The organism is Salibaculum sp., from assembly GCF_035270045.1.
Lineage (GTDB): Bacteria > Pseudomonadota > Alphaproteobacteria > Rhodobacterales > Rhodobacteraceae > Salibaculum.
Genome location: NZ_DATFIP010000012.1, coordinates 1 through 20,188 on the forward strand (window position 1 = coordinate 1; position 20,188 = coordinate 20,188).

The 20,188-nt window shown below is 67.5% G+C and carries 14 protein-coding genes; 8 read left to right on the forward strand and 6 right to left on the reverse strand.

Going from position 1 to position 20,188, the window contains the following annotated elements:
• Nucleotides 1-885: EamA family transporter RarD (rarD, locus tag VJ897_RS01990; RefSeq protein WP_324052760.1), on the forward strand; the 885-nt coding region annotated here is incomplete at its 5' end.
• On the opposite strand, the gene VJ897_RS01995 is transcribed toward rarD, so the two are convergent.
• Nucleotides 846-1,397: an LOG family protein gene (locus VJ897_RS01995; protein ID WP_324052763.1), complete on the reverse strand. Its 552-nt coding sequence runs from the start codon at nt 1,395-1,397 to the stop codon at nt 846-848. The genes rarD and VJ897_RS01995 overlap by 40 nt on opposite strands.
• Nucleotides 1,398-1,486: 89 nt before the next feature.
• Here VJ897_RS01995 and VJ897_RS02000 point away from each other — a divergent pair, with 89 nt between their 5' ends.
• Nucleotides 1,487-2,944 carry a LysM peptidoglycan-binding domain-containing protein gene (locus VJ897_RS02000; protein ID WP_324052765.1) on the forward strand — a complete coding sequence of 486 codons (1,458 nt, stop codon included), beginning with the start codon at nt 1,487-1,489 and terminating at the stop codon, nt 2,942-2,944.
• A gap of 71 nt (nt 2,945-3,015) precedes the next feature.
• Nucleotides 3,016-4,830 carry an ABCB family ABC transporter ATP-binding protein/permease gene (locus tag VJ897_RS02005; RefSeq protein ID WP_324052766.1) on the forward strand — a complete coding sequence of 605 codons (1,815 nt, stop codon included), beginning with the start codon at nt 3,016-3,018 and terminating at the stop codon, nt 4,828-4,830.
• 202 nt (nt 4,831-5,032) lie between these two features.
• On the opposite strand, the gene VJ897_RS02010 is transcribed toward VJ897_RS02005, so the two are convergent.
• The 3 genes from VJ897_RS02010 to VJ897_RS02020 all read right to left on the reverse strand — a co-directional run bounded on the left by VJ897_RS02010 (nt 5,033) and on the right by VJ897_RS02020 (nt 11,103).
• Nucleotides 5,033-5,788: a dienelactone hydrolase family protein gene (locus VJ897_RS02010; RefSeq protein WP_324052768.1), complete on the reverse strand. Its 756-nt coding sequence runs from the start codon at nt 5,786-5,788 to the stop codon at nt 5,033-5,035.
• 198 nt (nt 5,789-5,986) lie between these two features.
• Entirely contained in the window at nt 5,987-9,766 is a 3,780-nt protein-coding gene (locus VJ897_RS02015; protein WP_324052770.1) for an efflux RND transporter permease subunit, read from the reverse strand.
• Nucleotides 9,763-11,103: an efflux RND transporter periplasmic adaptor subunit gene (locus VJ897_RS02020; RefSeq protein ID WP_324052772.1), complete on the reverse strand. Its 1,341-nt coding sequence runs from the start codon at nt 11,101-11,103 to the stop codon at nt 9,763-9,765. Before VJ897_RS02020 ends, VJ897_RS02015 begins: the two co-directional genes overlap by 4 nt.
• 256 nt (nt 11,104-11,359) lie before the next feature.
• Here VJ897_RS02020 and VJ897_RS02025 point away from each other — a divergent pair, with 256 nt between their 5' ends.
• The 3 genes from VJ897_RS02025 to der all read left to right on the forward strand — a co-directional run bounded on the left by VJ897_RS02025 (nt 11,360) and on the right by der (nt 14,950).
• Nucleotides 11,360-12,031, forward strand: coding sequence for a tetratricopeptide repeat protein (locus tag VJ897_RS02025; RefSeq protein WP_324052774.1), 672 nt, complete (start codon nt 11,360-11,362; stop codon nt 12,029-12,031).
• Between the two features lie 85 nt (nt 12,032-12,116).
• The gene (locus tag VJ897_RS02030) at nt 12,117-13,436 is read left to right on the forward strand and encodes a PQQ-like beta-propeller repeat protein (protein ID WP_324052776.1); all 1,320 of its coding nucleotides are present in this window, start codon (nt 12,117-12,119) and stop codon (nt 13,434-13,436) included.
• Between the two features lie 47 nt (nt 13,437-13,483).
• Nucleotides 13,484-14,950, forward strand: coding sequence for a ribosome biogenesis GTPase Der (gene der / locus VJ897_RS02035; RefSeq protein WP_324052778.1), 1,467 nt, complete (start codon nt 13,484-13,486; stop codon nt 14,948-14,950).
• 105 nt (nt 14,951-15,055) lie between these two features.
• On the opposite strand, the gene VJ897_RS02040 is transcribed toward der, so the two are convergent.
• Both VJ897_RS02040 and serS read right to left on the reverse strand, forming a co-directional pair.
• The gene (locus VJ897_RS02040) at nt 15,056-15,769 is read right to left on the reverse strand and encodes a TspO-related membrane protein (RefSeq protein WP_324052780.1); all 714 of its coding nucleotides are present in this window, start codon (nt 15,767-15,769) and stop codon (nt 15,056-15,058) included.
• 191 nt (nt 15,770-15,960) lie between these two features.
• Nucleotides 15,961-17,253: a serine--tRNA ligase gene (serS, locus tag VJ897_RS02045; protein WP_324052781.1), complete on the reverse strand. Its 1,293-nt coding sequence runs from the start codon at nt 17,251-17,253 to the stop codon at nt 15,961-15,963.
• Nucleotides 17,254-17,638: 385 nt separating this feature from the next.
• On the opposite strand from serS, the gene yajC reads away from it, so the two are divergent.
• Nucleotides 17,639-17,917: a preprotein translocase subunit YajC gene (gene yajC / locus VJ897_RS02050; protein ID WP_324052783.1), complete on the forward strand. Its 279-nt coding sequence runs from the start codon at nt 17,639-17,641 to the stop codon at nt 17,915-17,917.
• Between the two features lie 66 nt (nt 17,918-17,983).
• The coding region (gene secD, locus VJ897_RS02055) for a protein translocase subunit SecD (RefSeq protein WP_324052785.1) at nt 17,984-20,188 on the forward strand (2,205 nt) is incomplete at its 3' end.

Here is a 20,188-nt window from a genome sequence, read left to right on the forward strand (position 1 = left end):
ACCAAGGGGATCGTGGCGATGGTCGCCACCTGCACGGTGTGGGGGCTGTCGGGTATCTATTACAAGCTGCTGGACCACGTCCCTCCGATTGAGGTGCTGGCGCATCGCACGCTGTGGTCCTGCGCCTTCTTCGCGCTGGTGCTGCTGGTCCAGGGGCGGCTGCACATGCTGGGGCGCGCGCTCGCCGGGCGGCGCTCGGTTCTGTCCATAGCGCTGGCGGCGCTGATGATTTCGACCAACTGGTTCGTGTTCATCACCTCGATCCAGATCGGAAAGGCGATGGAGGCCTCGCTGGGCTACTACATCTTTCCGCTGGTGGCGGTGCTGCTGGGGGCTCTGGCGTTTCGTGAGCGGCTGGGCCGGGCGCAGCTCTTTGCGGTTGCGCTTGCGCTCTGCGCGGTCGTCACCCTGACATGGGGGCTGGGCGTGCCGCCCTGGATCGCGCTGATACTTGCGTCGAGCTTTGGCCTCTACGGTCTTGTGAAAAAAGGGCTTTCCGTCGGTCCGGTGGTATCGGTCACGGCCGAGGTGCTGCTCTTGTCGCCGATTGCCCTGACGGTCTTGTGGTTTTTTCATTCCGACGGGCATGGGGCATTCGGTGTCAATTGGCCCGACAGCCTGCTGCTGGCCTTTTCCGGTATCCTCACCGGCACGCCGCTCATCATGTTCAGCTATGCCACCAAGCGCGTCACGCTGGCCACGGTGGGTCTTGTGCAGTACCTGAACCCGACGCTGCAATTCCTCGTGGCGACGCTGATCTTCCTCGAGCCGTTCAGCGTCTGGCACGCCGTGGCCTTTGCCATGATCTGGACGGCGCTGGCGATCTACACCACCGCGAGCCTGCGTCAGGACAGGGCGGCGCGCAGGGCGGTGCCGAGGGCCTGAGGATCCTTGACCGGTTGGAGCATGCCGCGCAGGCTGTCATCGGCGAAACCATGACCGATGACATGATCGACAAGCCGGAGAACCGGTTCCCAGTAATCATTGATATTCAATAGAAAAATTGGCTTGTCATGCAGGCCCAGCTGACGCCAGGTCAGCACCTCGAACAGCTCGTCAAGCGAGCCCGCGCCGCCGGGCAGGACCACGATGGCGTGGGAATTCATGAACATGACCTTCTTGCGCTCGTGCATCGTCTCGGTGACGACATACCGGGTCAGGTCGCGCTTGCCGCCCTCGCGGTCCACCAGATGCTCGGGGATCACGCCGAGCGTGCGGCCCCCCGCCGCCTGCGCCGCGCGCGCAACCGCGCCCATCAGGCCGACATCGCCCGCGCCGTAGACCAGCTCCCAGCCATTCCCGGCCAGCATCCGCCCGGTTTCCTCCGCGGCGGCGAGGTAGGTCGGGTCGTGCCCGTCGCGTGCGCCGCAAAAGACACAGACAGCCGCGTGTGCCATGAATTTCTCCCGTCTCTCAGAGGGTTGTTTTGACCCCTGATAGCCTTGTTGATATGGTCCGGCAACCGGGCGCGGTGCCCTGGGCGGGGATGTCGGGAAAGATGAGCAGATTTGCCGGTTTGGGTGCGGGACCCGTGATCGGGGTGGGGGCAGCGGCCGCCGCCGCGCTCGTGGCGATCGGGGCGTATTTTGCGGGCGGCGATGCGTCCCCGCCGCCTGCGCCTGCGCCTGCGCCTGCGCCGCAGCAGGCGGCAGAGCCCGCGCCGGAGGCCGGGACCCGCACCGCGCCGCCCGCCGAGTCCGTGCCCGAGCCCGACACCGAGGGCGCGACCCGCCCTGCCGAAGCCGGAGGGACAGCACAGGAAGCGCCCGTCCCCCTCGTCGCCGGTACCGATGGTGAGGCGCAGGCCCCGCCGCCGCCCGCGCTCGACACCTTCCGCCTCGAGCCGGACGGGCAGATGCTCGTCGCCGGGCGCGCGGTGCCGGAGGGCACGGTGGCGATCACCGTCGATGCGGCCCGTCTCGGGACGGCAAAGGCCGACCAGGCAGGCAAGTTTGTGGCGTTTCTCGACCTTGCGCCAAGCGATACGGTGCGGGTTCTGGGGCTGGAATTGCTGCTCGCGGACGGGCGCGTGATCCGCGCGCCCGACGAGATATTGATCGCGCCGTCGCCGCCGCCCGCTCCGCAACCCGGGGCGGTGGCCGAGGCCGATACCGGCACGCCGCCCGCGCCCGCCGAATCCGCGCCTGATGCCGCCGGAACCGCCGCGTCCGAGGCGGCCGCGCCCGCCACCGATGTGGCCGATTCGGGGCAAGCGACGCCTGATCCCGCCGCGGAAGGGGTCGCGACCGAGTCCGCCACGCCCGATCCCGCCCCCGAGGTGGCTGCGAAGCGGCCCGCCACGCCCGAGGCCCCGGCGACCGCCGTCGCGCCGCAGCTGGACGCGGGCGACGGTGCCACAGCGCCCGCCGCCGAGGCCCCTGCCGCACCCACCGTGGTGCTGTCGGATGCCGCGGGTGTGCGCGTGCTGCAGGTCCCCGGAGAGCCGGGGCCGGACATCATGTCGTCGGTGGCGCTCGACTCCATCAGCTATTCCGACGCGGGCAGGGTGCAGCTTTCGGGCCGTGCCAGCACGCCCGACGCCCGTGTGCGCATCTATCTCGACAACCGCGCTGTCACCACCGCGACGGTGGACAAAACAGGCAGTTGGCGGAGCGCCCTGCCCGAGGTGGATACCGGCGTCTACACGCTGCGCGTGGACGAGGTAAGCCGCGACGGCGCGGTGACCTCGCGGGTCGAGACGCCATTCAAGCGCGAGGATGTCGCCACGCTGTCGGCGCAGGACGACGTCAGGGACGCGGACGGCACGCCCGCGCCGCCGCGCATGTCGGTGGTCACGGTGCAGCCCGGCTCGACGCTCTGGGCGATCTCGCGCAAGGCCTATGGCGAGGGCATCCTCTACGTCCGCGTGTTCGAGGCCAACAGGGACCGCATCCGTGACCCCGACCTGATCTATCCCGGGCAGGTGTTCGAACTGCCGCAGTAGCGCCGCGCTCTGGTCATCGGGGGATGTCGCGGCTATCTGTGGGGTCCGGCAGCCAAGGACACACGCCACCGATGACCGACACCACACCCGAGACGCACCCGCCCGAGGGCGGCGGCTGGCGGATCATCCGCCGGGTGGCCCCTTACCTGTGGACCAGGGAGGAGCCGTGGGTGCGTCGCCGGGTGGTCCTGGCGCTGGCGCTCCTGCTGGCGGCCAAGCTGGTCGCGGTGGCGACACCGGTGTTCTACAAGGTGGCGGTCGATGCGCTGGCGGGCGAGGGGCCAAGCCCCGCCTGGGCGCTTGGGGCGGGGGCGATCGGGCTGACCGTTGCCTATGGCCTGTCACGGCTGATGAACGTCGGGTTCCAGCAGGCGCGCGACGCGGCCTTCGCCAAGGTGGGACAGCGGGCGCTGCGCAAGCTTGCGCTCGAGACGTTCCAGCACATCCACGCGCTGTCGCTGAGCTATCACCTGTCGCGGCGCACCGGCGGGCTGAGCCGGATCATCGAGCGCGGCGTGAAGGGCGTGGATTTCCTGCTTCGCTTCCTCTTGTTCTCCATCGCGCCGCTGATCCTCGAACTCCTCATGGTGGGGGTGATCCTGTGGCTCGCCTTCGACATCTGGTATCTCGTCGTGGTGGCGGGCGTGATCGCCGCCTATGTCGCCTTCACCTTCAAGGTCACCGAGTGGCGGGTAAAACTGCGCCGCGAGATGAACGATCAGGACACCGACGCCAACCAGAAGGCCATCGACAGCCTGCTCAACTACGAGACGGTCAAGTATTTCGGAGCCGAGGGGATGGAGGCGGCGCGCTATGACCGGGCGATGGCGGGCTACGAGCGCGCGGCGCTGATGACCGCCTATTCGCTCTCGTTCCTCAATTTCGGGCAGTCCCTTCTCATCACCGGCGGGCTGGTGGCGGTGATGGTAATGGCGGCCATGGGCGTGCAGGCGGGCACCATGACGGTGGGCGATTTCGTGATGGTCAACGCCTACATGATCCAGATCACCATGCCGCTCAATTTCCTGGGCACCGTCTATCGCGAGATCCGGCAGGCGCTGGTGGACATGGGCGAGATGTTCGCGCTGCTCGACCAGCCGCCCGATGTGCGCGAGCGGGCCGATGCGCGGCCACTGCAGGTGGCGGGCGCGCATGTGCGGCTCGACGACGTGCGTTTCGGCTATGACCCGGGCAATCCGATCTTAAAAGGCGTGACGCTTGATGCGCCGGCGGGGCAGACCCTGGCCGTGGTGGGGCCGTCGGGCTCGGGCAAGTCCACCATAGGCCGCTTGCTGTTCCGGTTCTATGACGTGGCATCCGGGCGCATCACGATCGACGGGCAGGATATTCGCGACGTCACCCTCGACAGTCTGCACGACGCCATCGGCGTGGTGCCGCAGGACACGGTGCTGTTCAACGACACGATCCGCTACAACATCGCCTATGGGCGCGAGGGCGCGGACGAGGCCGAGGTGGTCGCTGCAGCAAAATCGGCCAAGATCCACGACTTCATCATGAGCCTGCCGGAAGGCTACGACACCCAGGTGGGCGAGCGCGGCCTGAAACTGTCGGGCGGCGAGAAACAGCGCGTGGGCATCGCCCGGACTCTGCTGAAGAACCCGCCGATTCTGCTGCTGGACGAGGCCACGAGCGCGTTGGACACCGACACCGAGCGTGAGATCCAGTCCGAGCTGCGGGCCATGGCGCAGGGCCGCACGGTGCTGACCATCGCGCACCGGCTGTCGACCATCGCGGACGCTGACCGGATCGTTGTGCTGGAAAAGGGCGAGGTGGTGGAGACCGGCACGCACGATGCGCTGTTGAGTCAGCCCGGGCGCTATGCCCAGCTCTGGGCGCGGCAACAGGCCGAGGACGAGGCCGCCTGACCGGGACGGGCGGCCTGGCCGCTGCTTGCCCGGGCCCCGTCAAGGCCGCCCCGCCCGCCGCCCCGGGGCCCGGTTCCGCGGGCTTTCCACGACGCGCGCCCGCCCGAAGACACCGTTCCGCGGGCAGCAGCTTCCGCGCCCTAAAATGCCGGGCAGGGTCCCGAAAGAGGGGAGGCCGGTCCGGCCCTCGCCCCAGCGATCGTCAAAGCTGTTCGTCGAGGAATGTCATGAATGCGTCCCAGCTGCCCGTGTCGGCAGCCAGGTCGTAGTCACGGGACCCCCAGACGGTGAAGGAATGTCGCGCCCCGCCGAAAAGCCGTGCATCGTGCTCGACGCCGGCGTCGAGCATCTCGCCGACGACCTGCGCCAGGTCGGCAGGGCCCGAGACCGGATCTGCCGTGCCATGCAAGAGCAGGACAGGGGCCGTGGTCATGGAATAGTCCTGACCTTCGGGCGTTCCCAGCCCGCCGTGGAAGGAGACGAACCCGTCCACCTCCATTCCGGAACGCGCTGCTTCCAGCGCCGCTGCTCCGCCGAAGCAGTAGCCCATCAGGATGATCTCGTCGCCCACGCCATCAAGTTCACTTGCGGCGGCGAGGGAGCCGGACAGCCTGGCGCGAAAGAGGTCCCGATCGGCGTACAACGCGCCCGACCGGGCCTGGTTTTCCTCCATGTTGGTCGGCCGGTTGTCCTTGCCGTAGACATCAATGGCGACCGCCGTGTAGCCCTTTGCGGCCAGCATGTCGGCGCGTTGCTTCTCGTAATCGGTCAGCCCGTCCCAATCGTGCACGATCAGGACGGTTCCTTCCGTCTCGGGCAGGTCGGTGTTGCGGGCGACGTACCCTTCGAAGACCGTGCCGTCGACTTCGTAGTCGAACGGCTGGCCTGTCAGGTCGGCGGCGGCAGGCTGTGCGACGGCGATGCCGAGGGCAAGTGCGCTGGTGATGCTGCGGATCATAGAAACCTCCAAGTTTTCCCTTGAAGGCGAGTTAGCGCGTCTTCCCGAGTTTCAATGATCCGCAATGTCGGCCGGTCCGCGCGTATCGAAGCCCGCGGGTCCGTCCACGAGGCGCATGGCCGTCTTCTTTTCCGCGCCGCATGCGCCGCGGTCGACGTGTTGACGGGGGCCTGATTGCCTGTCGTTCGACTGCCCGGGCTATTCCGCCGCGCGCAGCGGCGGGGGGGCGGTTTCGACCACCGGGTCGGCTTCGGGGGCCGTGAAACCGTCGAATTCCGACCACTGGATTTCCGGCACCTTGGTCCGGCGGGCCTCGCGTTCGAGGGCCCAGTCGCGGGCCATGCGGCTGCCGCGCCCCGCGCCCAGCTTGGCAAGGCCCTGGGCTGCCCAACGGGCATAGGTCGTCACCCAGACCCGAAGGGCCAGCATCGAGGGCGTGAAGATCAGCGTCAGGACCGTGGCGATGCCCAACCCGAAGACGACAGCCGTGGCCAGCTGCTTCCACCACAGCGCGGTGGGGCTGTCGATGGAATAGCCGCCGCCGAAGAAATCGAGCGACAGCCCGAACATCATCGGCGCGAGGCCGGCCATGGTGGTGGTCGTGGTCAGCAGCACGGGGCGGATACGATCCTCGGCGGTGCGGGTGATCGCCTCGGAGCGCGGCATGTATTTCTCGTAGTCCTGGTAGGTGTCGATCAGCACGATGTTGTTGTTCACCACGATCCCGGCCAGGGCCACGATCCCGGTGCCTGTCATGATGATCGAGAAGGGTTGGTCCATGACCAGCATCCCGATCAGCACGCCGGTGGTCGACAGGATCACCGCCAGCAGCACGAGCGTGGCGTTGTAGAAGCTGTTGAACTGCGCCAGCAGGATGATGAACATCAGCCCCAGCGCCCCGGCAAAGGCGGTTTGCAGGAACTCCTGGCTTTCGGCCTGGTCCTGCTGGTCGCCGGTCCATTTCCAGCTCACACCCTCGGGCAGGGGGTTATCGGTCTCCAGCCACTCGGTCAGGGTGGCGATGCGTTCGTTGCCGTTGATGACCTCGGGGCGCGCGGTGCCGTCGTCGAGGGCCTGCTGCACCGCCGAAAGGTTCTCGGCGGTGTTGAGCGCGACGCGCTCATAGGCCGTGCCATCGGTGGTCTCGACCGTGCGGGACGCCTCGGCTTGCGCGCCTTCGGGCAATTCCCGGAAGGTGCCCAGGGCAACGGTTTCGCCGTCGGGCCCGTCGGTGATGAATTGCACCATGCCCTCGGCCACGCCGGCCTTGACGTCGAAGTAGCGTTCCTGGTCGACACGGTCGATCTGGCCGAGCTTCTCGACCGGCTGGCGCGTGATGAAGTTGGACAGCGGGATCAGCCCGTCAGGGGTGCGGACGCGCAGGCTGTCCAGGGTGGACAGGACCCGGTCCTCGCGCGGCAGACGCACGCGGATCTCGATCTCCTCGTCGCTTCCCCTGGGGGTGTAGGTGTCAAGCAGCAACCCGCGGGTGACCAGTTGGACCATGCCGCCCACCGTGGCAACGTCCGCGCCGTAGCGCCCGGCCTTTTCCGTGTCCACGTCGATTTCCCAGTCGATTCCGGGCAGGGGGCGGCTGTCCTCGACCTGGCTCAGGCCGAGGGTCCGGTCGAAGCGGTCGCGCGTGATCGCCGCGGCCTGCTTGAGCGTTTCCCAGTCGTTACCGGTCAGGCGCAGATGTACCGGCTTGGGGCTGGCCGGGCCGCGCGACAGGTTTAGGATCTCCGAGCGGACGCCGGGCAGGGTGTCGAGCGCGGCCTGGATGTTCTCCATGACCACGTCACCATCGAGGCGCTCCAGCGGGATGCCGTTCTCGCGGGCGTAGGCCGGGCGGTCTTCCCAGGGGATCATCTCGACCTGGAGCTGGCCGATGGTGTCACGCGGGCCTTCGCCGCCGCCGGTGTTCTGGTTCAGCCCGCCCTCGCCGGCAAAGGCGAAGACGGTATCGATGCCGGGCTGGTCCAGGACGATCCGCTCGGCCTGGGAAACCAGATCGTCCTTTTCCTCGATCGAGAGGTTGCCGCGGGCCTGGACGTAGACGATGGCCTGCTCGGGCTCGCTCTCGGCGAAGAACTCGACGCCGTTGTTGTTGGACCCGAAGTACATGAAGGTCCAGACCACGAAGGCGCCGATGGCGGCGATCGAGATGATCGGCATGACCGGGTTGCCCGAGATGAAATGGATCACCTGGCCGAAGGTGCTGCGCCGATACCCGGCCCGGATGCGCCGGGGTGTCCGGGTGATCGTGGCCGCGCTCACGGTCACGGCCATGGCCATGCAGGACACCACGAACAGCGCGATGCCCGGCAGCGAGGCGACCAGACCGTCGGTTTGCACCGCGCGGGCCCCGAAATAGCCCGGGTTCAGTGTCAGCATGGCGCCCGCGTAGGTCATCAGGATCGCCGGGACCACCAGGGCGGCCCGGACAAGCCAGGGCAGGTGCGCGCGCAAGGCATCGGACCAGCGCCCGAAGACGCGGCTCATGCGGCCCGTCACGCCGCCCATGACCGGCAGGTAGATCAGCGCCACGATCAGAGAGGCTGTCAGCACGAAGATGATCGTGACCGGCAGCAGCCCCATGAACTCGCCCGCCACGCCGGGCCAGAAGAGCATGGGCAGGAAGGCGCAGAGCGTGGTGGCGGTGGAGCTGATGATGGGCCAGAACATGCGGCGCGCGGCCTCGACATAGGCATGCATGGGTCCGGTGCCCTCGGCGATGCGCTTGTCGGCGTATTCCACCACCACGATGGCCCCGTCGACCAGGATGCCCACGGCCAGGATCAGCCCGAACATCACGATGTTGGAAATGGTCACGTCCAGCACCGCGAAAAGCGCGAAGCACAGCAGGAACGAGGTCGGGATGGCAAAGCCGACCAGCAGTGCCGGGCGAATGCCCAGGGCGGCGAGCACCACGATCATAACCAGCGCGATGGCCGTCAGAACCGAGCCTTCGAGCTGGCTGACCATGGAGGCCACGACCCGACTCTGGTCGTTGGAATAGCCGACCTGCACCGCCTGGCGCAGGTCATCGGGCCATTCGGCGACGGCGCCATTGACGGTGTCGCGCACCTCTGCGGCGGTGTCGATCAGGTTGAACCCCTTGCGCTTGACCACCTGGAGCGCCACGGTCGTGGTGCCGTTGAACCGCGCGGTGCTGACGCGGTCTTCGAAGGTGGGGCGGATTTCCGCCAGGTCGCCGAGGGTGACCACGCGGTCGCCGTTGGTGCGCACGGGCAGGGAATAGACGTCACGCGCCTCGTCGAAGGACGAGGGCACCTTGACCGAGAAATCCCCCCGTTCGCTGCTCACCTCGCCCGCGGCGACCAGAAGGTTGTTCTGGGTCACCGTGTTGATCAGGTCATTCGCCGTGACGTTGTAGCTTTCCAGCTTGAGCGGGTCGATCACGACTTCCAGCATCTCCTCGCGCTGGCCGGTCAGCTGCGCTTCGAGCACCGCGTCGATGCCCTCGACCTCGTCCTGCAGGCGCTCGGCCACGTCGATCAGGGTGCGCTCGGGCACCTCGCCGGTCAGGTTGACGATTATGATGGGGAATTCGGAGAAGTTGATCTCGTTGATGGAATACTGGTCGGCGCCATTGGGGAACTGGCCCTCGGCGCTGTTCATGGCATCGCGGACATCGGCCATGGTGCGCGACTTGTCCCAGCCGAACTCGAACTCAAGCGCCACGCCGGCATAGCCCTCGGCGGCGGTCGAGGACATCGTGTCCAGCCCGTCGATGTCCTGAAGCTCTGCCTCCATCGGCTTGACCAGCAGGGTCTCGGCGTCCTCGGCCGAGATGCCGGGGAAGGGAACCGAGACGAAAAGCGCCGGGATCTCGATGTCCGGCTCGCCTTCCTTGGGCAGACCCACGTAAGAGGCTGCCCCCGCCGCCAGGGACAGCACGATGAAGGCGATGATCATGCGGGCATGGTTTGCCGCCCAGTCGACGATTCCCGTCATCCGTTCGCCTCCCTGTAGGTGGGCGCGACGGGCACGCCGTCGCGGACGTATTCCTGGCCCACGACGATCACGTCCAGGCTGTCGGGCAGGCCCGTCACCCAGACGCCTTCCACCGTGTCGCGCAGCACGCTGACCCGGTGGAACCGGGCGATATCGGCGTCGTCCACCGCCCGCACGCCGATGTCACCGTCGTCGTTGAGCGTCAGCGACGAGGCAGCCAGCAGATGTGCCGAACGCCCCTCGGCCCCGATCAGGATCTCGGCGGTCTGACCATCGCGGATCGCCAGGTCGGGGTTGGGCACCTCGATCTCCACGCGGAATGTGCGGGTGGCCTGGTCGGCCGAGCGTGACAGGAAGGTGACCGGCCCCTGGACACGCTCGCCGCTGCTGAGTTCGGCGCCAGCCATGGCCCCGGTCTCGACCTTGGCAACATCGGCCTCGGGGACGAAGCCCACCAGTTTGATCGGGTCCAGCTGAATGACGGTGGCACAGGGGCTGCCCGGCTGCATCAGGGTGCCCAGTTCGGTCGTGTCACTCTCCAGCAGGCCCTCGAAGGGGGCCGTTATGGTCAGACGGTCCAGTTCGCGCTCCGCGGCGGCCACCGCGGCCTGGGCCGACTGGATGCCGGCGCGGGCGGCCTCGACTCCGGCGGTGGCCCCCTCGATGCTGGCCTCGGCGCTTGAAATGCCCGCCTGCGCCCCCTCGACGGCGGCCTCGGCCGAGGTCAGGCCGGCGCGGGCCGAGGCCAGCGCGGCCTCGGCGTTGGCCAGCCGCGTTTCCGAGGCGAAGCCCCCTTCCGACAGCCGTGCCGCAGCGTTTTCATTGATCCTCGCCTCGTCGAGCCGTGCCTCGGCCTCGGTCCGGCGCGCCTCGGCCTCGGCCAGCCGTGCGGCGGCTTCGGCGCGACGGGCGCGGGCCTCGGGCACGCGGGCCTGCGCCTCGGGCAAGCGGGCGCGCGCCTCGCGCAACCGGCCGCGCGCCTCTTCTAGCGTGGACTGGCGGGTGCCCGGGTCGAGCTTGCACAGCAGGGCGCCCGCCTCGACAAAGGCACCCTTGCGGATCGGCTCCGAGATGACCTGTCCGGAAGTCTCGGCGGCGACGGTAACCTGGCGGGCGGCCTCTGTGCGGCCGCGCAGGACCACGGCGCTGTCCACCGCCTGTGCTTGCGAGGTCTCGACCACAACGCTGACCGGGGCAGGGCCGGTCTCCCCGGTCTCGTCAGCGGTCTCCTCCGAGGGACCGACCTGGGCGATGGCAAGAACGGTTTCGCGTTCGAAGATCAGGAAATAAAGCGATACGGACACCAGCGCTGCGGTAAGGATCGGCATCAGGCGCATGAACGGGTCATTCCTCTCGTCGTTCGGCCCCGGAGCAAGGGCCGCGTACTCGTTTCCATAGTATTACGTGGCGAATTTCTGAACCGACCAGTTTAGTTTAGGAAAATTTCCTCCTTGCCGCAAGGCGTCTTCTGCACCTGCGAAATGCCCCGGTCCCGGATCGCGGCGCGGGCGCCCTTGTCTCTGTGGCGGGCTTCGGGATATGAGAGGCCAATCCGGCACGTCCGGGCCACGCCGCGCGGCATATGGGGCGAGCATGAGCCAGAACGACAGTTTCATCGACGAGGTTACCGAAGAGGTCCGGCGCGACCGGCTTTTCCAGTACCTGCGCCGCTACGGCTGGATTGCCGTTGCGGTGGTGCTGGTGCTGGTGGGGGGCACGGCCTTCAACGAGTGGCGCAAGGCCGAGGCCCGCGCCGAGGCCCAGGCCCGCGGCGATGCCATGCTGGCGGCGATCCGGCAGGACGAGCCCGCGACCCGCGCCAATGCGCTGATCGGGCTTGACCCCGACGGTGGCGCGGTGGCTGTGTCCAACATGCTTGCCGCGACAGAACTGCAAGAGGCCGGGGAGATCGAGGGCGCCGTTGCCGCGCTCGAGGCCGTGGCGACGGACGAGGCGGTGCCGGCGATCTACCGCGACCTGGCCGCCCTCAAGGGTGCGATGATCGGTGCCGGGGTCCGCGATGTCGAAACCCGCCGCGCCACGCTCGCCGGCTTGTCTCGGCCCGGCGCGCCGTTTCGCATGATCGCCCAGGAACAGCTGGCCCTGATCGCGGTCGACGAGGGCGACACCGACGCCGCCGTCGAGCAGTTCCGCGCCATTGCCGTGGACGCCGAGGCAACGCGGGGCTTGCGCGAACGGGCGCTGCAGATGATTGTGGCCTTGGGTGGCGAGATCGAGGATCTGGCGTTGCCCGGCGGAGAATGACCATGCGGGCCGGACCTTACCGCGGAATCGGCGCGCGCCGGATCGGCCCGTGCAACCGGGACCGGGGCCGGGACAGGGGGAAAGCGTGACTTTGAAACCATTTCTGGCAGGGCTGATCGCCCTTGGCACCCTGGCCGCCTGTGGCGGGCAAGAGGAAATCCTCCCGGGCGAGCGGCTGGACATCCGCACCGACATCGACGGCCCGACGCAGGCCGAGGCGCCCTTTGCCAACGAGGCGCGTCCGATTTCCCTGGCCGGACCGGTCGAGAATACCGCCTGGAGCCATCGCAACGGGGGCCCCGAGCACCAGATCACCCATCCGGCGCTGGGCCGGGGGCTGACCCCGGTCTTTGCCGCCGACATCGGCGAGGGCGACGGCCGTCGTCACCGCATAACGGCCGATCCTGTCGTGGCCGCCGGGCGCGTCTTCACGCTGGACGCGCGCACCCAGGTTGTGGCCACCTCGACGGCGGGAGAAAGGCTCTGGGCGCGCCCGCTCGCCGTGGCCTCGGATAATCGGCGCGACGCTTCGGGCGGCGGGCTGGCCACCGATGGCGAGACCCTTCTGGTGACCACCGGGTTCGGCGAACTCGTGGCGCTGGATACCGCGACGGGCGCGGAACGCTGGACCCAGGACCTGGACGCGCCAGGCACCTCGGCGCCGACGATTCGCAATGGGCTGGCCTATGTCGTCTCGCGCGATGGCCGCGCCTGGGCGGTGGACATGGAGACGGGGCGTGTCCGCTGGACGTTGACCGGCACACCGTCAGCCGCGAATTTCGCCGGCGGGCCGGGCGCCGCCGTCACCTCCGAGATCGCCGTCTTTCCCCTTCCCACGGGTGAGGTGCTGGCCGCCTTCCCCCGGGGCGGGCTGCGGCGCTGGGCTTCTATCGTGACCGGCCAGCGGCCGGGGCGGGCGGCCTCGACCATTTCGGACCTGGCCGGCGACCCGGTGATCGACGGCGACCGCGTCTATGTCGGAAATGTCTCGGGCCGCCTGGCGGCGCTGCGACTGGCCAACGGCGACCGTATCTGGAGCGTGTCCGAAGGCGCGGTCGGCCCGGTCTGGCCCGCGGGGGGATCGGTATTCCTGGTCAACGACCTGGGCGAGCTTCTGCGGTTGGATGCCGCCGACGGCAGCCCGGTCTGGCGGGTGGACCTGCCCGGTTTCGTGGAAAGCCGAGAACGCCGCCAGAGCACGCGGCATGAACACTATGGCCCGGTGCTTGCCGGGGGGCGGCTGATCGTGGCCTCCTCGGACGGGCTGGTCCGGCAGTTCGACCCCGTCAGCGGCGACCTGGTCGGCACGCTTGAGGTGCGCGGCGGGGCCACGTCGAACCCGGTTGTCGCGGGTGGCACGCTTTACGTGGTGACCAAGCGGGGACAATTGCTGGCTTTCCGTTGAGCCGCAAACGGTGTATCGGGCCCGTCTGATCCGATGGAACATGCGTCATGAGCTTCACTCTCGCCATCGTGGGCAGGCCCAACGTGGGCAAGTCCACCCTGTTCAACCGCCTTGTGGGCAAGCGCCTGGCGCTGGTCGACGACCAGCCCGGCGTGACCCGGGACCTGCGTGAGGGCGAGGCGCGCCTGGGCGACCTGCGCTTCACCGTCATCGACACCGCGGGACTGGAGGATGCCACCGACGACAGCCTGCAGGGCCGGATGCGGCGGCTGACCGAGCGCGCGGTCGAAATGGCCGATATCTGCCTGTTCATGTATGATGCGCGGGTAGGGGTGACCGCCACCGACGAGGTCTTCGCCGATATCCTGCGCCGCAAGTCCGCGCATGTCATCCTGGCGGCCAACAAGGGCGAGGGCCGCGCGGCGGATGCCGGCGTGATGGAGGGCTATGCCCTGGGCCTGGACGAGCCGCTGCGCCTGTCGGCCGAACACGGCGAGGGGCTGAGCGAGCTGCTGGAGGTGCTGACGCCCCTGGCCGACGGTTACGCCGAACGCGCCGCGCGCGACGCTCCCGAGACGGATGTCGCGATCGAGGACCCCGATGCCGAGGCGGACCTGTCCCGGCACCAGCCGAGCGCCGACAGGCCGTTGCAGGTGGCGGTGGTGGGGCGCCCCAACGCGGGCAAGTCCACGCTGATCAACAAGATCCTGGGAGAGGACCGCCTGCTGACCGGACCCGAGGCCGGGATCACACGTGATGCCATCTCGCTGCGGATGGACTGGGGCGGCACGCCGGTGCGGCTCTTCGACACCGCCGGGATGCGCAAGAAGGCCCGGGTCCAGGACAAGGTCGAAAAGCTTTCGGTGTCGGACGGGCTGCGCGCGGTCAGGTTCGCCGAGGTGGTGATCGTGCTTCTGGACGCGGCAATTCCCTTCGAGCAGCAGGATTTGCGCATTGCCGACCTGGCCGAGCGCGAGGGCCGTGCGGTTGTCGTGGCGGTCAACAAGTGGGACATCGAGGACGACAAGCAGGCCAAGCTGAAGGGCCTGAAGGAGGCCTTCGACCGGCTCCTGCCACAATTGCGCGGGGCGCCTCTGGTCACGGTTTCGGCCAGGACCGGTCGCGGGCTGGACCGGCTGCATGACGCGGTGCTGCGCGCCCACGACATCTGGAACCGGCGGGTGACAACGGCGCAGCTAAACCGCTGGCTGAGCGGTATGGTCGAGGCACATCCACCCCCCGCGCCGGGCGGGCGGCGGATCAAGCTGCGCTACATGACGCAGGTCAAGACGCGCCCGCCGGGCTTCGTGGTGATGTGCTCCAACCCCGAGAAACTGTCCGAGGGCTACACCCGCTACCTGGTGAATGGCCTGCGCGAGGATTTCGACATGCCCGGCACGCCGATCCGACTGAGCATGCGCGGCCAGGGTGACAAGAATCCCTACAAGAACCGCAAGAAGTCCACGCCGTCGCGCCTGCGCAAGCACCTCGGGAAAGGCCCTGCCGACGGCTAGCGTGACCAGGCGGGGCGCTTCCGCGCGCTTTCACTCTGGCGGGTGGCGCGGTGACGCCCTGTCCCTGCCCCTGCGCGCGATGCACCGGCCGGACGCTGGATATTTTCAGCCAGAAGAAGCCCGCGGCAGCAGCGCGCCGACCCCAGCGACCAGCGCGATGGCGAGCGCCGCGCCGAGGCTGACGGAGAGCGGGTCGCCTCCGTTGGCCACGATGATGCCGATGAGGGCCCAGGCCAGTGTCAGGGCATATTCCAGCCGGCGGCGAAGGGCCACGATCACCGCCAGCCCGGTCAGCGTCGCCCCGGCCAGGCCCAGCCAGGCCCAGCCGAGAGCCCCTGTCAGGACACCGTGTCCGGCGGCCGTGCTGCCCAGCGACACGAAGGAGGCCGCCGTCAGCCAGCCCGCATAGACAGTCACAGGCGCATGAGCCAGCCAGCGGTCGCGGCCGGGGCTGCGCAGCGCGGCCAATATGGCGGCGCCGGCCATGATGAAGATCGTGACCGTGGCCCAGACCGGGCTCTGGTTCGCGATCCAGAGCCAGGGCGTGCCGACGGCGAGGCTGAGCAGCAGCGGTGCGCGCATCCGGTCCCAGGCCGGATCATTGGCCCGCGCCCAGAGGCCGAAGCCGGCCGAGACCACCAGCCAGCCGTAGATCAGCCCCCAGATGGCGAAGGCATAGCCTGCGGGCTGCACCGGCGGATCGACCTGGGGGACGGGCAACTGGTCCGCGCGGAAACCCGAGAAGGGGTCCGTCACCAGCGGCGAAAGCACGAAGGCGAGGGTGAAGAGGGCAGTCAGGAGGGCGAGGGGCTGTTTCATGCGCGGGTTTCCTCGTGATCGGTCGGTGCAGGATACGCCAGGCCGGGGGGATGCGATACCCCGCCGGGTGGTAGAGAGGCAAAATCCGTTGGGCGCGACCCGGGCTGGCATTGCGCGGCTTGGACGCGCCGCCCGGGGTCCATCGCGGGGGCGGGCAATCCGGTCGGTTGGAAAAATCAGACCTGGCTCACCTAGACGAGTGTGCCGTCCGCCGCGATGCCGGTCCTGCCGCGCAGGTAGGGATGCAGGGCCTCCGGCAGGGTGACCGAGCCATCGGCCTGCTGGCCGTTCTCCAGCACGGCGATCAGCGTCCGGCCCACGGCAAGGCCCGACCCGTTGAGGGTATGCACGAATTGCGGCTTGCTGCCATCCGCCGGTTTGAAGCGGGCGTTCATGCGCCGCGCCTGGTAGGCGCCGCAGGTCGAGATCGAGCTGATTTCGCGATAGGTGTCCTGGCCGGGCAGCCAGACCTCGATGTCATGGGTCCGGCGCGCGCCCGCGCCCATGTCCCCGGCGCACAGGACGACCGTCCGATAGGGCAGCGCCAGTGCCTCCAGGATGGCCTCGGCGCAGGCGGTCATGCGCCGATGCTCTTCCTCGCTTTCATCGGGATGGGTGATCGAGACCATCTCGACCTTTTCGAACTGGTGCTGGCGCAGCATGCCACTGGTGTCGCGGCCCGCCGATCCGGCCTCGGACCGGAAGCACTGGGTATGGGCGACGTGGCGCCGGGGCAGACTGTCGGCCGGAACCGTCTCGCCGTTGACGAGATTGGTGAGCGTAACCTCGGCAGTGGGGATCAGCCACCAGCCATCGGTCGTCTTGTAGCTGTCTTCGCCGAACTTGGGCAGTTGGCCGGTGCCATACATCATCTCGTCGCGTACCAGAACCGGTGTGATGGTTTCGGCAAGGCCATGATTTTCAACATGGAAATCAAGCATGAACTGGGCCAGTGCCCGGTGCAGCCGGGCCGTCGCGCCGGCCAGAACCACGAAGCGGCTGCCCGAGAGCTTGGCGGCCGTCTCGAAATCCATGCCGTGTTTGGCGGCGGGGATCTCGTAGTGCTCCAGCGGGGTGAAATCGAAGGTGCGCGGGCTGCCCCAGCGCTTGATCTCGACGTTGTCGGCCTCGTCTGCGCCGTCGGGGATGTCTTCGGCGGGCAGGTTGGGCAGGCCCATGAGGGCATCATGCAGCCGGGCGTCCTCGGCCTTGGCCTCCTCCTGCAGGCGGGCGATATCGGCCTTTTTCTGAGACACTTCCGCGCGCAGGCGTTCGAACTCGGCCTCGTCGCCCTTGGCCTTGGCCGCGCCGATCGCCTTGGCGGCCGCATTGGCCTCGGCCTGGGCGGTCTCGGCGGCCTGAATTTTCGCGCGGCGGGACTCGTCGATGGCCAGGATCTGCTCGGAGACCGGTGCCACCCCACGACGCGACAGGGCCGCGTCAAAAGCGGCGGGGGTGTCTCGGATCGCGCGGATGTCATGCATGGGTCTGTCCTTGGCGTGAATCGTTCTTGGCGTGCTTATGCATCAGATTCGCGAGCAGGTGTAGTGCGGGTTCATCGCTCCGCCCACCCGTGCCGGACGCCGTCCTGGGAGCCCGCGCGGGGGTCATGCGGCATCCGCTGTCGCAGGGCCGATGCCGACCCGGTCGCGGCCGGTCCTCGGCGAAAGCGTCACAGGAAAACCGGGATCTGTCATCGACTCCTGCCCTGGAATCCGATCCCTTTGACCCCCTGACGCATTGCACCCGCGCGCCGTTTGCCCCATATCCACCCGCAAGCATGCGCGGGTGCGTTGCCAAACGGCCCCGCGCGTTTTAACACGTCGCCGTCGCCCGCAGCCGCCGGGCCAAGCCATAAAAGGACACCCGATGGAAGCGCTCGCCCAATTCGTGCCATTGCTGCTGATCTTCGCGATCATGTATTTCCTGCTGATCCGGCCACAGCAGAAAAAGATGAAAGAACATCGCGCAATGGTCGAAGCCCTGCGCAAGGGCGACCGTGTCGTCACCCAAGGCGGCATGATCGGCAAGGTGACGCGCGTGCAGGAGGGCGAGCTTGAGATCGAGGTGGCCCAAGGCGTCAAGGTTCGGGTGGTCCGCCACACGATTGCCGAGGTCCGCTCCAAGACCGAGCCTGCGGAAGGCTGATTTGGCCGCTTGACCACGTTTTGACTCGACCCTGCTTTACACGCCCCTGCCGGAAAGCCCCAAGACATGCTGAAGATCGACCTGTGGAAACGAGTTCTCATCTGGGGCGTGGTGGCTCTGGGGCTTTTGCTCGCGGCGCCCAACGCGTTCTACAGCCGCGTCGAGACGCATAACGACGCGGTCAAGAGCGTTGAGCAAGGCACCGCCCCGGCGCAGGTTGCCGATGCGCTTGGGCAGTGGCCCGATTGGCTTCCCTCGGGGTTGGTCAATCTGGGTCTCGACCTTAGGGGCGGGGCGCATCTTCTTGTCGAGGTCAAGGTCGAAGAGGTCTATGAGGCGCGGCTTGAGGGGATGTGGCCCGAAGTGCGCAACCTGCTTCGGGACAACCGCGACGAGGTTGGCCCGATCCGATTGCAGCGCGAGACCGGCGACAGCCTTGTCGTGCGCTTGGTCGAAAACCCGGACGCGGTGGGGCAGGCGGCCCAGATCGTGCGCGGATTGGCGCGACCGGTCACATCGCTTTCCGGCGCCGGATCAAGCGATATAGAGGTCACGACCGAAGGCGACAGTGTGATTGTCCGTCTGAGCGAAGCCGAACAGCGCGCCACAGACGAACGCACGGTGCGCCAAGCGCTTGAAATCATTCGCCGCCGGATCGACGAGGTGGGCACGCGAGAGCCCACGATTCAGCGCCAAGGCTCGGATCGCATCCTGATTCAGGTGCCGGGCATCGGCAGCGCGGCCGAGTTGAAGGACCTGATCGGAACCACAGCGCAGCTGACTTTTCAGCCGGTTGTGAGCCGGACCTCGAACCCGGATGAACGGCCCGGCGCGGGCAACGAAATCCTGCCCTCGCTCGATGAAGAGGGCGCATATTACATCCTTGAACGCGCGCCGGTTGTGACCGGCGATGAATTGGTCGATGCGCAGCCGGATTTCGATCAGAACGGCCGGCCTGCGGTGTCGTTCCGCTTCAATCCGACGGGCGCGCGCAAGTTTGGCGATTACACCGCAGAGAATATCGGCAATCCCTTTGCCATCGTGCTTGATAACGAGGTGATCAGCGCGCCGGTGATCCAGAGCCATATTCCGGGTGGGTCGGGCATTATCACGGGCCGCTTCACGGTCGAGGAATCGACCAACCTTGCCGTTCTTCTACGGGCCGGTGCCCTGCCTGCGGGGCTCGATTTTCTTGAAGAGCGCACCATCGGCCCGGAATTGGGCGCCGACAGTATCGAGGCGGGGCAGATCGCCTGTATCGTGGCTTTTGTCCTTGTGCTCGCGTTCATGTGGGCGAGTTACGGCACCTTCGGGCTTTTTGCGAATATTGCACTCATCATCAACGTGGGGTTGATATTCGGCCTGTTGAGCATGATCGGCGCGACACTGACATTGCCGGGGATCGCGGGGATCGTTCTGACCATCGGGATGGCGGTGGATGCCAATGTCCTTGTCTTTGAGCGTATTCGTGAAGAGGCGAAAACCGCCAAGGGCCCGGCGCGCGCGATCGAACTGGGTTATGAAAAGGCGCTGAGTGCGATTGTGGATGCCAACATCACCACGCTCATCACCGCCGTGATCCTTTTCGCCATGGGGTCAGGTCCGGTGCGGGGCTTCGCGATCACGCTGGGCCTCGGCATCATCACGTCGGTCTTTACCGCCATCTTTGTCACCCGTCTGCTGATTATCATCTGGTTCGAGCGCAAGCGGCCCAAAAAGCTGTTTCAGGGCCGTTCGCTCCGCCTTGTGGCCAAGGATACGGCATGGGATTTCTTCCGCCGTTGGCGGATGTGGCTCGGAATTTCGGGGCTTCTTATCGTTCTTGCGGCCGGGTCCTTCATGCTTCAGGGGCTGAATTTCGGCATCGACTTCAAGGGCGGGACGACGATCCGCACAGAAAGCGCGCAACCCGTCGATATCGGCGAATACCGTGATGCGATCCAGCCGCTGGAACTCGGGGATGTGACGATCACCGAGGTGTTCGACCCGACATTCGGACCCGATCAGAACGTCGCGATGATTCGTATCCAAGCCCAGGAGGGCGAAGAGAGCGTGAGCGCGGATGTCGTGGCCTCGGTCGAGGCGGCGTTGCAGGAGGCGGTGCCGGATATCAATTTCACCTCGGTCGAAAGCGTCGGACCCAAAGTCTCGGGTGAGTTGATCACCACGGCGGCAATCGCGGTTCTCTTGGCCATCGGTGCGGTGCTTGTCTATATCTGGCTGCGCTTTGAATGGCAGTTCGCGCTCGGGGCGGTGGCCGCACTCGTGCAT